Here is a 13,089-nt window from a genome sequence, read left to right as displayed (position 1 = left end):
AGGAAACCTTATCCTTAACCTTTCGCTGCCGCCAGACCGTCCTGCACAACTTCCAGCAGCTTGGGGTGCATGTTCGGGTTGGCGGCAACCACGGTGTCGCCCACCACATCCTTGCCCTCGCCATCCGTGGCATAACCTCCGGCCTCACGCACGATCAACATGCCCGCCGCGATATCCCAGGGTTTAATCCCGCTCTCCCAATAACCATCATAACGCCCCGCCGCGACCCAGGCGAGGTCCAGCGCCGCGGAGCCGAAGCGGCGGATACCGGCGACCTGCGGCATCAGCGTGCTCAGCGTGCGGGCGAAGGCCATGCGGTTGGTGGCGGAGGTGATGGCGAATGGAATGCCGGTGGCGAACACCGCATCCTTCAGCTCGCGCCGCGCGGAGACCCGCAGGCGCTTGTCATTCAGATACGCGCCAACGCCCTTCTCGGCCCAGAACATCTCATTGTTCACCGGGCAATACACCACCGCCGCGGCAACCTCCGTGCCGCCATCCGGCAGGCGTTTTTCCAGCGCGATGGAAATCGCCCAATGCGGAATGCCGTGCAAAAAATTCGTGGTGCCGTCCAGCGGGTCCACCACCCAGCGCCAGGCCCATTTCTCGGAGCCACTCGCGCCGGACTCCTCCATCAGCATCCCATAGCCCGGACGCGCCTTCTCCAGATCCTCGCGCAGGCTCGCCTCCGCGCGCAAATCCGCCTGGCTGACGAAATCCCCCGGCCCCTTCACGGAAACCTGAAGATTCTCAACCTCATTGAAATCGCGCAGCAAACGCTTGGCCGCTTTTTGAGCCGCTGCGTGCATCACCGTCATATGCGCGGAAAGACGTGGCATCATGGAAATGGGTTCCTAGTCGTTAATGTAAGGCCAGGGGAGCCAGCCCTTCGGGCTGCCGGTTCGTTAACGGACGCGCCTCTTGGCGCGACGCCCCCTGGACTCCCGCTAATTTGCTTAACCCTTGGCACGTTCCACGTAGCTGCCGTCCTCGGTGCGCACAACGACGCGCTCCCCAGCCTCGATGAAGGGGGGCACGAGGGTTTTAACGCCATTGGAGAGCTTGGCGGGTTTGTAGGATGAAGAAGCGGTCTGGCCCTTCACCACCGGGTCCGCCTCGACAATTTCGAGCGTGACATGCGGCGGCAGCGTGATCGACACCGGGTCACCTTCAACCAGCCCGACCGAGACCTGCATATTGTCCTGCAGGAAGGGGGCGGAGTCGCCAAGGATGGTGGCGGGGACGATGAACTGCTCGAAGGTTTCGGGGTCCATCAGCACCAGGTTGTCGCCGTCGGTGTAGGAGTATGTATAGTCCCGGTCCTCGGTGGTCAGGCGCTCCACGGTGTCGGCGGTGCGCCAGCGCTCATTGGTTTTGTTGCCGGTTTTAAGGTTGCGCATTTCCACCTGGATAAAGGCGCCGCCTTTACCGGGGGTGATGATCTGCTGTTTCAGCACGGTCCAGCGGTTGCCTTCGTGTTCGATGACCTGACCGGCGCGGATGAGGTTTGCCTGCTGTTTCATAAAAGAGCTCTGCCTGAAAATTCAAAATGGATTGCGATGCGGGGGCTTACGCCGCCGCAGGGTTTTGGGCAAGCCGGGGGCATTCACACATGGCCGCCCCACCTACCCCAAGCGCGAAAAAGGGCCATCGTGCGGCGCGGCGGCCGGGGGGCAAAGATTACAGAGATAAAATCTTTCACCGTGTTTTTGGCGGGTTTGGTTAACGCTCGATTCACGACCAGGGCCGTAGCCTGACACTACTTGAAGTAGTGCAAGGGCCGCCAAGGCAGCCCGGTTAAAGGATAAATCGCTATGGTTTGCCATGATGATACGGCGCGCCTCCAATGGAAAACCGGCTTAATGGCTGGCTGTGCGGCGCTCTCGCTAGGGGCGGCGCTGGCGGCCCCGGCGCGGGCGCAGAGCGTGATCGCAACCAGCCAGACCACCACGGTTGATCTGGCGGGTTACGGCGCGGGGCCGGTGAGCATCACCTCCGGCACCACACTCAGCAGCGGCGGCCCCGAAACGCTCATGGATACGCAAGGGCCGGTCACGCTCAACAACGCGGGCAGCGTCAATGCCGCGAGCGGGGTCGGCATTTATCTCGGCGCGGGCGGCGCGGTGAACAATCAAGCGGCAGGCGGCATCCGCGCCGCCAGCTACGGGGTGTTGACCCGCAATGCCGCCGCGAGCGTGAGCAATGCCGGGGTGATTGCCGCGGGCGATGACGGAGTAAGCCTGAATGCGGGCGGCAGTGTCGCGAACGCAGCCGGGGGCAGCATTTTTGGCGCGCATATCGGCGTTTATACCGGCAACGGGGTGGGGGTTGTGGCCAACAGCGGCGTCATATCGGCGCGCACCGGCGATGCGGTTTCGCTGTATTCCGGCGGCAGCCTGAACAATACGGCGAGCGGGCAGCTCGTTGGCGGCTATACCGGGGTATTTGAGGGGGGCAAAGGCGCCTCGGTGCAGAATGCCGGGCGGATCAGCGGGCCGGTATTCGGCGCCTACCTCGCCGGGCCGGGCAGCCTGACCAATAGCGGCACCATCGCGGGGGGGCTGGCCGGGATCATTGCCGTGGCACCGGGCGCCTCGGTGACAAATACCGGGCTGGTGCATGGCATCACCGCCGGGGTGCGCCTCGGCCGGGGCGATGCGCTCACCAACAGCGGCAGCATCAGCGGCGCCACCGGCGTGCTGGTGAAGGGCGTCGGCGCCAGCATTTATGACACCGGGCTGATCGCCGCCAGCAACGGTGGCGCGGCGGTGCGCTTTGCGGGCGGGGCCGGCAGCCTCACCCTGGGCACCGGCGCCAGCATCACCGGCGCCATTGATGGCGGCGGAACGGATAGCGCCATCGCCCTCACCGGCAGCGGCCAACTGACCAGCGACATCGCCAATTTCGGCGCTGGCGGCGTCTTGAATGTGGCCGCGGGGGCGAATTGGACGGCCTCGGGCAACTGGATGATGGGTACGGTCATAAATTCCGGCATTTTTCAGCCCGGCATCATCGGCGCCCCGCTGAATATCACGGGGAATTTCGTACAGCTTGCCAGCGGCACGCTGCGGGTTGTGGTCACGCCAACGGGCGTGTCACAGATCAACATCACCGGCACGGCGCTGCTGGGCGGCCGGCTGGTATATGTGCTGGCGCCGGGCAGTTACGCTCCGGCGGCGGGCGCGTTCCTCACCGCCAATGGTGGCTTGAGCGGGAGTTTTGCCAGCGTGAGCACGCAGCTCACGGCGGGCGAGGCTGTCGTTTCAGGCAATGCCACCGTACTGGCGATCGACCCTCCAGGCATCTTCAGCTACCGCCTGGGCGCCTTTTCGGTCGCCCCGGCGGATGACGCGCTGTTTGCCCGCGCCCGGCAGCAGCTGACACTGGACGCGGGCCGCACGAGCGACGATCTGCTGAACCTGACGCAGGACACACCCCCCTCCACCTGCCCGCCCGCCGGTGCTCTGCCGGGCGGGCGCAGCACACAGGCGGGCATTGCCCAGGCGCTGGCCGGTGCATTCTGCGGCGCGGGCGGCTGGGTGGAGGCCTCGGGCAGCGCGATGAACCAGCCGGGCGGCTACAACGCGCGCAGCGCCGGGTTTATGGCCGGGGCCGGCCGCGCGGTGAATGACGCGGGCACCACGCTGGGGTTGGCGGTGGCGTATGACTCCTCCTCCCTGAATGATGCCCAGGGCGGCACGGCAAACGCGCAGACCATCCGGCTGGGAGCCTATGGCGCGCAGCCATTGGGCCGCTTCATGCTCTCGGGCGATGTTCTGGGCGGGTTTATCTCCACCGATACGGCGCGTGCAACCGGGGCCGGGGCGGCATCGGCCAGGCCGGAGGGGAGCGTGGTCTCTGGCGCGGCGCGGCTGGCCATGCCGCTGCGCCTCGCCGGGTTTGGGCTGCTGCCCTCAGCGGGGGTGAGCGTGGCGCAGGTCAGCCTCGGGCGGTTCAGCGAGCGCGCGCAACAGGGCGCGTTCGCCCTCACGGGCCCGGCCACATCGGGCACCAGCATCAAGCCATATCTGCGCCTGGCGGTGAGCCACGATTATGTGAGCGCGGCGCATGTGGTGTGGACGCCGCAACTGGGCCTGGGGGTGGATTATGAGGCCGGCAACCCGGGCCGCGCGATGCGCGTGATCGCCGCCGATGGCAGCGCCTACGCCACCGGCACGAAGCGGCTGGACCCGCTGGCCGGAGAGGTGATGGCGGGTTTGAGCGCCAGCCGGGGCAATGTATCGCTGGTGCTGCGCTACAGCGCGCAGGTGGCGGGAAACTGGACCGCACAGAGCGCCGAGGCCGCGCTGCATATTTTATTTTAGAGCTGAATGCGCTCATGCTCCCGCCATTTTTCCGATGGCGTGAGCGGACCAACCGCAAACAACCGCGCTAATCGTCCCGGTGGACGCGTTCCATGCGTTCGTGGCGTTCCTGCGCTTCTATGGAGAGTGTCGCGATAGGCCGGGCCTCCAGGCGGCGCAGGCCGATGGGTTCGCCGGTTTCCTCGCAATAGCCGTAGGTGCCGTTCTCAATGCGCTGCAGCGCCTGGTCGATCTTGCCGATCAGCTTGCGGGCGCGGTCGCGGGTGCGCAACTCCAGCGCCCGGTCGGTTTCCACGCTGGCGCGGTCGGTGATATCGGCTTCCAGAATGCCGCCTTCGCCCAGCGAGGCGAGCGTGCCGTTGGCTTCCTTCACGAGGTCTGCCCGCCAGCGCAGCAGCTTCTGGCGGAAATACTCGGTTTGCATGGGGTTCATGAACTCCTCGGTATCCGAGGGCCGGTAGTCCGGTGGCAACGAGATGAGCATGCCGTCCGTATCCTTCAATTCAATTCCGGCAGGCCGCAACTGGCCCCCCGTGGTTGAGCGGGCTTATAGCGATGCCCCCAGGCCAAGCCAAGGCCGCAAAAGCATTAAAGCCGCGGCAGCCTGAATGATTACCGCCACGAATGTTTTTTCAGCGGCCGATCTGGAAGCCCGCCTTGCGCCGTGCCATTTATCGCCGCATGCTGATTAAAAAATCATGACAATATGCTCCAGCTAACCCCCTCCGCCCTGGCCTGGACCCTGCAGGACGCCGCAGCCCTGACTTATGCCCGGGGGGCTGGCAGCTCTCTGGCGCGCGGCCATGATGCCGCCAACGCGGTTCTGGCGCCCGGCGGGCTGACACTGAGCGGGCAGGAGGTCATGGCTGGCCTGCAAACCAACCCGGCCCGCCGGTTTTTCAGCTTCGGCAACCAGGAGGCGCCGCCGGATCTCGAAGCCCTGGCCCCGGTGCTGGATTGTCTCATCGAGCAATCAGGCACCGGCTTCATGGTGGCGAGTTTCGCCGCCCCGGCGCAGGGGCGCACCGTTTATCAGGGGCATCTGTTCCAGGACGGGCGGCTGGTGGTGAATGTGCATCATGCCTTGCGCGCCGCCCTGTCCGGCCGGGTCGCGATCGTGGCGCATGAGACCGTGGCCGCCGGGGCTCCCGCGATCCGGCGCAAGCTGGCCGCCTTCAAGGAACAAGGCGCGGCGCTGGCGCTGCTTGATGCCGTGGACATGGCCCAATGCGCCGCCCTTGCCGCCGCCGTGGAATCGCAGGCGCTCAGCGGCGGCCCCGCCTGGCTTTACCCCGCCTTATCCTCTCCGGCGGAAGCAGGCGATGATACCGGGGCGCCGGAAGGCCCCCTGGCGATCCTCTCCGGCGCGCTGGACCGCCAGACGCTGTTTCAACTCGGCGCCGCGCGTCACCTGCGGCCGTTTCTGCAACTTGATTTCGCCGCCCCCAACCCGGCGGCCGAAGCCCTGGCCTGGGCGCGGGCGCAGGGCGGGCAACCCATCATCATCGCCGCCTCCACCTCACCCGGCAACCTGCGCCGCGATGTGCCCGCGGCAGCAATTCTCGCGGAAATCGCCGCCGGGCTGGCCACCGCCGGGGTGCGCCGCTTCGTGCTCACCGGCAACGACACCGCCAGCGCGATTCTTGACCGGCTGGAGGTGCGCAGCCTTGAAACAGGGGCTGCCGCGGCGGGTCTGCGCTGGCTCAGCGGCGGAAATTATCACTTTTTACTGAAACCAGGCGGGTTCGGCGGGCGCGATCTGCTTGTCGACGAATTTGAGCCACAGATACGCCTTAATGCCACGGCTGAATGAGCGCCATGAACATCGAACCAAAATTCCTCACCCTTCCCGAAATCGCCCCCGGCACCCCGCTGATCTCGGTCGTGGTGCCCGTGCATAACGAGGCGGCGAACATCCCGCCGCTGATCGCCGCGATCAGCGAGGCGCTGGCCGGAATCGAACATGAAATCGTCTATGTTGACGATGGCAGCACCGATGCCAGCCCGAAAATTCTGGCTGAAATCGCCGCCCGCCTGCCCAGTTTGGTGCGCGTGCGCCACCGCAACAGCTGCGGCCAGAGCGCCGCGGTCATCACCGGGGTAAAAACCGCGCGCGGTGTCTTCATCGCCACATTGGACGGCGACGGCCAGAACGACCCGGCTGACATCCCCGCCATGCTGGACGGCGCCCTCACCGCCGAGGCGCAAGGCCCCAGGCCGGTGCTGATCGCGGGCCACCGCGTCACCCGCAAAGACTCAGAGGCCAAGCGCTGGGGCTCGCGCATCGCCAACGCCGTGCGCGGCTATTTGCTGCGCGACGGCACGCCCGACACCGGCTGCGGCTTAAAACTCTTCCGCCGCGCGGCGTTTCTCGAACTGCCGCATTTCGACCATATCCACCGTTTCCTGCCGGCACTTTTCATCCGCGCCGGGGGCCGCGTCGTCTCCGTGCCGGTGCGCCACCACCAGCGCACCCACGGCGCCTCGCATTACGGCACGTGGGACCGCCTGAAAGTCGGCATTATCGACCTCTTCGGCGTCGCCTGGTTGCAGCGCCGCTGGAAACTCCCGCATATTGATCCAACCCCATGAGCGAACAGATGAGCGAGCGCATAAACCGCAGCCCCACCGCCATTGCCGCCACCCGCGCCATAAAACCCGCCCTGATGGCCGGAGGCATGATCGCGGTTGCCGCCGCGCTGCCGCTGCTGGGCGCCGCCTCGGCACAGGCGGAGCTGGTGCATCTGGTGGCCCGGGGCGGGGTGCAGGGCCCCGCGATGTTCCTGCTCGCCGCCACCTTCCTCACCGCCATCGGCCTGCCGCGCCAGGTGCCCGCCTTCGTCGCGGGCTACGCCTTCGGCCCGTGGTACGGCACGGCCATCGCTTTGGTCGCCCAGGTGCTGGCCTGCAGCCTCGACTTCATCTGGGCGCGCGCCATCGGGCAAAACTTCATCCACCGCTATTTCGGCAAGGCGCTGACCAGGATTGACACCACGCTCTCCGCCCAGCCCTTCATCGCCACCCTCACCCTGCGGCTGATGCCGGTTGGCAGCAACATCCTGCTCAACCTTGCCGCCGGGCTCTCCTCCATCCCCGCCCTGCCCTTCCTCGCCGCCTCGGCGCTCGGCTTTATCCCGCAGACGCTGATTTTCGCCGTATTCGGCCAGGGCAGCGCGCCAAGCCACGAACATATGCTGCTGCTCGGCGGCGCCATGTTCATCGCCTCCGCGGCCCTCGGCATGATCCTGCTCCGGCGCTCGCGCCAGATCGCCGCCTAAACCTCCCGCCTTGTCCGGCGCAAGCAAGCCCCATCCCGGCATGGGCTTCCGGGAGTTTGTCGCGTGCATCGCGCTGGTCCAGGCCTGCGTGGCCTTGGCGATTGACATGATGGTCCCCGCCCTGGGCCAGATCGGCGCCGCCATGCGCCTGCCGGTGGCCAATGAGCGCCAATGGGTCATCACCGCCTTCGTTCTCGGCTTCGGCGCGGCGCAATTGCTCTACGGCGTGGCGGCGGACCGTTTTGGCCGCCGCCCGGTTTTGCTCTTTGCCCTGGGGCTTTACGCATTCTGCGCCTTTGCCGCCGCCGCCGCGCCTAATTTCTCCTGGCTCCTGGCCGCGCGCGTGGCACAGGGGTTTGGCGCCGCCGGCGCGCAGGTCGCCACCGTCTCCATCGTGCGCGATTGCTATTCCGGGCGGCGCATGGCGCAGGTGAACTCCCTCTCCTTCATAGTCTTCCTCGCCGCCCCTATTTTCGCCCCCTCGCTCGGCCAGCTTGTGCTCCTCCTCGCCCCCTGGCCGGTGATATTCATCGGGCTTGGGCTGTATGCCATGCTGATCGCCACCTGGGCGGGCCTGCGGCTGCCCGAGACGCAACACCCGCAGGACCGCCGCCCGATCATCTGGCACGAGGCCGCGGCGGCGCTGCGCCTCACGCTGCGCAACCGCATGTCGCTGGGCTACACCCTGGCCTCCACCCTGCTGCTGGGCGGCTGGCTCGGGTTCATCAATTCGGCGCAACAGGTATTCGCCGGAGTGTTCCACGTGCCCAAACTCTTCCCCCTCATCTTCGCCGCCTGTTCCATCTGCATGGCCGTGGCGGCGCTGGCCAATGCCAGGCTGGTCGAGCGGATCGGCATGCGCAAACTCGCGCACCTGGCCCTGAGCGGGTTCGTCCTGATGGCGTTCGCGCAGGCGGGGCTGGCATTGAGCGGGCAGGACACCCTGTTGCGCTTCGCCCTGCTGCAATCAGCCATGATGTTCTGGTTTGGCCTCCTTGGCGGCAATTGCGGCGCCATCGCCATGGAGCCGCTCGGCCACATCGCGGGCACGGCGGCCTCCGTGCAAGGCTTCATCGTCATGCTCGGCGCGGCGCTGATCGGGCTCTACATCGGCCAGAACTTCAACGGCACGCTGATCCCGCTCTGCCTGGGGTTTTGCGTGTGCGGCATACTCGGGCTGGCCGTGGCCGCCTGGGCCGAGCGCGGGAGGCTGTTTCATGCGCGCCCGGTGGCGGTGAGCCTGCCGCCGGACTGAGGATTAAGCCCGGCAGGTGCGAATTGATGCAAAAGCGCCAACCCAAATGCGCTTCAACTTTTTGATAGCGGCGGCGGATCAGCCCCCCGCCGGGGCCGGAATGCTGCTCAGATACACGGCAATATTCCCCGCATTCTGAAAGCTGAACGCACAGGGCAGCACGCTGCCCATGGCGATCGCGAAATGCGTGCCCTGCAACACCAGATGCGGCCCATCCGGCGCCAGGGTGACACGCTGCCCGGCCGGAATGTCCAGACTCTGCAACGGCTTGCCCCCGGCATCCACCAGCGTGGTGGTATCGGCGACCGGGCAGCTCCAACCGGTGAGAACATCCCCGCTGATGCCGGTATTATGGATTTGTATAAAACCTTGCGTCGCCGCGCCGATTTTTTTCGTCTGCCAGACCGCGCCATGATCGGCGACCATGTCCTGACCGGCCAGAGCGGCCGCCGGCATGGATAAAAACAACGCCGCCAGCAAGGCGGATCCCAGATAAGTCTTCATGTCAGGCGCTTTCATGCGAGGTTTTCAAATTTTTCGATCCGCCAGGCGGCAGGTTCCCGTGCCGCCAGATCATACCATTGCGCCACCAGCGGATGCGCCCGCACGGCCTCGCAATACGCGGCGGCGGCGGCGCTGAGCGGCGGCTGATAAATCAGCAACCGCGCCACCACCGGCGCGAACATCGCATCGGCGGCGTTAAAGGCCGCGCCGAACAAATACGGGCCAGAAGCGCCGTAGGCATCCCGCGTTTGCGACCAGATGGCATCCACCCGCGCGATATCGGCCAGACTCTCAGTGTTCTGCCCAAGGCCGGGGTAGCTGCGCCCCAGATTCATCGGCATCGCCAGCCGCAGCGCGCGGAACCCGCCATGCATCTCCGCCGCGATCGCCCGTGCATGCGCGCGCGCGATGCGCTCGCCCGGCCAGAGCGCCGGGTTTATTTCCGCGCAATATTCCGCGATGGCCAGGCTCTCCCACACCCGCGCGCCCTCATGCTCCAGATACGGCACCATCCCGCTGGGAGACGCCGCCTTCACCGCCGGGGTGTTGCCCCCCGCAAGCGGGATCACGATCTCCTCAGCCTCGATTCCCGCCAGCCTGACCATGAGCCAGCCGCGCAACGACCATGACGAATAACGCCGCGTGCCCAGATAAAGTTTCCCCGCCATCATCCCGCCTCTCTGCTGCTGCCCCGCGATAGCATGTTTTGGCCACCGCATCAGCCTATGATAACCAGCCCGCATGAACCGCGCACCCCCCCTCGCCTGGGCCGGCCTCCTTTTGGACCGCCCGCTCGTCATGGGCATCCTCAACGTCACCCCCGATTCCTTCTCCGACGGCGGCTGCTACGCCACGCCCGAGGCCGCGATCGCCGCCGGGGCCGCCATGCGCGAAGCCGGGGCGGATATCATCGACATCGGCGGTGAAAGCACCCGCCCCGGCGCCGCGCCGGTCTCCGCCGCGCAGGAGATCGACCGCATCCTCCCCGCCATCACGGCGCTCGCCGCCCAGGGCGCGGTCATCTCCATCGATTCCCGCAACGCCGCCACCATGGCCGCAGCGCTCGGCGCGGGGGCGCGCATCATCAACGACATCTCGGGCCTCACGCACGACCCCGCCGCCGCCGCCCTGGCGGCCAAACGCGGCTGCCCGGTGGTGCTCATGCACACCCGCGGCACCCCCGCCACCATGAATACCCAGGCGCATTACACCGATACCGCCGCCGAGGTTCTGGCCGAGCTGACGCAGCTGCGCGACGCCGCCCTGGCCGCCGGGATCAAACCGGAGGCCATCGCGCTGGACCCCGGCCTCGGCTTCGCCAAGCTCGGCGCGCAAAACCTCACCCTCCTGCGGGCCACCGCGCGCTTCAAAGCCCTGGGCCACCCTTTGCTCATCGGCCTGTCGCGCAAAAAATTCATCGGCGAATTCGGAGGTGAGCCCAACCCGGCCAAACGCGGACCAGGGTCAATCGCCGCCGGGCTTTATGCCGTGGCCCAAGGGGCGCATATATTGCGCGTGCATGACGTGCCGGAGACGGTGCAGGCCCTGCGCATCTGGCAAAACCTGACCGCGAGTGAGAATGAACCAAGTTTCTAAACGCCGCCTTTTCGGCACGGACGGCATTCGCGGCACCGCGAACACCGCCCCCATGACCGCCGAAATGGCTCTCAAGCTCGGCCAGGCCGCCGGGCTGCTGTTTACGCGCGGCAACCACCGCCACCGCGTCATCATCGGCAAGGACACGCGGCTTTCAGGCTACATGCTGGAGCCCGCCCTCACGGCCGGCTTCATCAGCGCCGGCATGAACGTCACCCTGGCCGGCCCCCTGCCCACCCCCGCCATCGCCATGCTCACCCGCTCGCTGCGGCTTGACCTCGGCGTGGTCATCTCCGCCTCGCACAACCCTTATGAGGACAACGGCATCAAGCTCTTCGGCCCCGACGGCGCCAAGCTCTCGGATGAAACCGAGATGGAGATCGAGGCCCTGATGGAGACCGACCTCTCCGCCCGCCTCGCCGCCTCGGGCAAGCTCGGCCGCGCCTCGCGCCTGGTGGATGCCGCCGGGCGCTACATCGAGGCCGCCAAATCCTCGCTGGAACGCGGCCTGCGGCTGGATGGCCTGCGCATCGTGCTCGATTGCGCGCATGGCGCGGCCTACAAAGTGGCCCCCGCCGCCCTATGGGAGCTGGGCGCCACCGTCATCTCCATCGGCGTCGAGCCGGACGGTTTCAACATCAACCGCGACGCCGGCTCCACCGTGCCCAAACACCTCTGCGCCGCGGTGCTCGAACACGGCGCCGACATCGGCATCGCCCTGGACGGCGACGCCGACCGCGTCATCCTCGCCGACGAACACGGCGAGATCATCGACGGCGACCAGATCCTCGGCCTCATCGCGCGCGACATGCACGAATCCGGCCGCCTCACCGGCGGCGGCATCGTCGCCACCGTGATGTCCAACCTCGGGCTGGAGCGGTTTCTCGGCGCGCAGGGGCTCACCCTGCACCGCACCAAAGTAGGCGACCGCTACGTCGCCGAAGCCATGCGCGAGCGCGGCATCAACCTCGGCGGCGAGCAATCCGGCCATGTCATCCTCTCGGACTTCGCAACCACGGGCGACGGGCTGATCGCGGCGTTGCAGGTGCTGGCCGTGCTGGTCCGCACCGGGGAGCGCGCCTCAAAAACCTGCCGGGTGTTCCAGCCGCTGCCGCAGCTTCTCCGCAACGTGCGCTACGCCGGCGCCTCGCCGCTGCGCCTGGCGCATATCCAGGCCGCCATCACCCAGGCGGGCGAACGGCTTGGCAACACCGGGCGCGTGCTGATCCGCCCCTCGGGCACCGAACCGCTGATCCGCGTAATGGCCGAGGGCGAGGATTCCGCCCTTATCCACGCCATCGTCGGCGAATTATGCGACACCATCGCCCTGGCCACTCTCTGAATGTTCCGCGTTCTAAGCATAGCCGGGTCGGATTCCGGCGGCGGCGCCGGCATCGAGGCGGATATCAAAACCATCTCCGCGCTGGGCGGCTACGCCTGCACCAGCATCACGGCGGTCACCGCGCAAAACACCCTGGGCGTGGCGGGCGTGCACCCTCTGCCCGCTGATTTCGTGCGCCTCTCCATCGAGACCGTGCTTTCCGACATCGGCGCCGACGCCATCAAGCTCGGCATGCTGGCCAATGAGGAGATCATCCGCGCCGTCGCCGCCTGCCTGCCCGCGAACATGCCCCTGGTGCTAGACCCGGTGATGGTCGCCACCTCCGGCGCCGTGCTGCTGCCTGATGCCGCCATCGCCGCCCTGCGCGAGCGCCTGCTTCCCCGCGCCACGCTGGTCACCCCCAACCTGCCCGAAGCCGCCAAGCTCACCGGCCTGCCCGTGGGCACGCAGGGCGAACAAATCGCCGCCGGGCGCGCACTGCTGGCGATGGGCGCAAAGGCCGCCCTCATCAAAGGCGGCCACGCCAGCGGCGACATGTTAACTGACTACCTCATCACGCCGGACGCGGTGGAAGCCATCTCGCTGCCCCGCCTGCACACCAGAAACACCCACGGCACCGGCTGCACCCTGGCCTCCGCCATCGCCACCGGCCTTGCCCAGGGCATGGGCCTTTCCGCCGCCGTGCACCGGGCGCGCAACTACCTGCAACAGGCCATCGCCACCGCGCCGGGTTTCGGCGCCGGGCATGGTCCGGTCAACCACCTCGCGCAATCTACTCTCGGATAATCG

Annotated in this window: 13 protein-coding genes; 8 read left to right on the top strand and 5 right to left on the bottom strand. The window is 67.0% G+C overall.

Annotation, left to right across the window (positions count from 1 at the left end):
• Positions 1-14: 14 nt before the first annotated feature.
• Together QQJ84_RS05860 and efp are read right to left on the bottom strand one after the other, a co-directional pair.
• Complete coding sequence (locus tag QQJ84_RS05860) at positions 15-842, bottom strand: inositol monophosphatase family protein (RefSeq protein WP_284257179.1); 828 nt, start codon at positions 840-842, stop codon at positions 15-17.
• 114 nt (positions 843-956) lie between these two features.
• Positions 957-1,523: an elongation factor P gene (gene efp, locus QQJ84_RS05855; protein ID WP_284257178.1), complete on the bottom strand. Its 567-nt coding sequence runs from the start codon at positions 1,521-1,523 to the stop codon at positions 957-959.
• Positions 1,524-1,862: 339 nt separating this feature from the next.
• Between efp and QQJ84_RS05850 the strand changes: the two genes are divergently transcribed.
• Positions 1,863-4,325 carry an autotransporter outer membrane beta-barrel domain-containing protein gene (locus QQJ84_RS05850; protein ID WP_284257177.1) on the top strand — a complete coding sequence of 821 codons (2,463 nt, stop codon included), beginning with the start codon at positions 1,863-1,865 and terminating at the stop codon, positions 4,323-4,325.
• A gap of 67 nt (positions 4,326-4,392) precedes the next feature.
• On the opposite strand, the gene dksA is transcribed toward QQJ84_RS05850, so the two are convergent.
• On the bottom strand, positions 4,393-4,809 hold the full coding sequence (gene dksA, locus QQJ84_RS05845; protein ID WP_284257193.1) for an RNA polymerase-binding protein DksA: 417 nt from the start codon (positions 4,807-4,809) through the stop codon (positions 4,393-4,395).
• A gap of 222 nt (positions 4,810-5,031) precedes the next feature.
• Here dksA and QQJ84_RS05840 point away from each other — a divergent pair, with 222 nt between their 5' ends.
• From QQJ84_RS05840 to QQJ84_RS05825, 4 genes are read left to right on the top strand one after another with little or no spacing between them, the layout of a single operon-like run.
• Positions 5,032-6,138, top strand: coding sequence for a nucleotide-binding domain containing protein (locus tag QQJ84_RS05840; RefSeq protein ID WP_284257176.1), 1,107 nt, complete (start codon positions 5,032-5,034; stop codon positions 6,136-6,138).
• Between the two features lie 5 nt (positions 6,139-6,143).
• Positions 6,144-6,917: a glycosyltransferase family 2 protein gene (locus tag QQJ84_RS05835; RefSeq protein WP_284257175.1), complete on the top strand. Its 774-nt coding sequence runs from the start codon at positions 6,144-6,146 to the stop codon at positions 6,915-6,917.
• Between the two features lie 8 nt (positions 6,918-6,925).
• Complete coding sequence (locus tag QQJ84_RS05830) at positions 6,926-7,603, top strand: TVP38/TMEM64 family protein (RefSeq protein WP_284257174.1); 678 nt, start codon at positions 6,926-6,928, stop codon at positions 7,601-7,603.
• A 10-nt stretch (positions 7,604-7,613) separates the two neighbouring features.
• Positions 7,614-8,858: a multidrug effflux MFS transporter gene (locus tag QQJ84_RS05825; protein WP_284257173.1), complete on the top strand. Its 1,245-nt coding sequence runs from the start codon at positions 7,614-7,616 to the stop codon at positions 8,856-8,858.
• Between the two features lie 78 nt (positions 8,859-8,936).
• Here QQJ84_RS05825 and QQJ84_RS05820 read toward each other — a convergent pair whose 3' ends face one another.
• Together QQJ84_RS05820 and QQJ84_RS05815 are read right to left on the bottom strand one after the other, a co-directional pair.
• Positions 8,937-9,362: a copper chaperone PCu(A)C gene (locus QQJ84_RS05820; protein ID WP_284257172.1), complete on the bottom strand. Its 426-nt coding sequence runs from the start codon at positions 9,360-9,362 to the stop codon at positions 8,937-8,939.
• 11 nt (positions 9,363-9,373) lie between these two features.
• A complete protein-coding gene (locus QQJ84_RS05815; RefSeq protein ID WP_284257171.1) occupies positions 9,374-10,033 on the bottom strand; it encodes a glutathione S-transferase family protein in 660 nt (219 codons plus the stop codon).
• Positions 10,034-10,103: 70 nt separating this feature from the next.
• Between QQJ84_RS05815 and folP the strand changes: the two genes are divergently transcribed.
• From folP to thiD, 3 genes are read left to right on the top strand one after another with little or no spacing between them, the layout of a single operon-like run.
• Positions 10,104-10,958 carry a dihydropteroate synthase gene (gene folP, locus QQJ84_RS05810; RefSeq protein WP_284257170.1) on the top strand — a complete coding sequence of 285 codons (855 nt, stop codon included), beginning with the start codon at positions 10,104-10,106 and terminating at the stop codon, positions 10,956-10,958.
• Positions 10,942-12,300, top strand: coding sequence for a phosphoglucosamine mutase (glmM, locus tag QQJ84_RS05805; protein ID WP_284257169.1), 1,359 nt, complete (start codon positions 10,942-10,944; stop codon positions 12,298-12,300). Before folP ends, glmM begins: the two co-directional genes overlap by 17 nt.
• Complete coding sequence (gene thiD, locus QQJ84_RS05800) at positions 12,301-13,086, top strand: bifunctional hydroxymethylpyrimidine kinase/phosphomethylpyrimidine kinase (protein ID WP_284257168.1); 786 nt, start codon at positions 12,301-12,303, stop codon at positions 13,084-13,086.
• Positions 13,087-13,089: the final 3 nt, after the last annotated feature.

The organism is Acidocella aquatica, from assembly GCF_030160635.1.
GTDB lineage: Bacteria > Pseudomonadota > Alphaproteobacteria > Acetobacterales > Acetobacteraceae > Acidocella > Acidocella aquatica.
The sequence above is the reverse complement of the archived record's forward strand: the minus strand, read 5'-3'. Positions and strand labels throughout refer to the sequence as shown.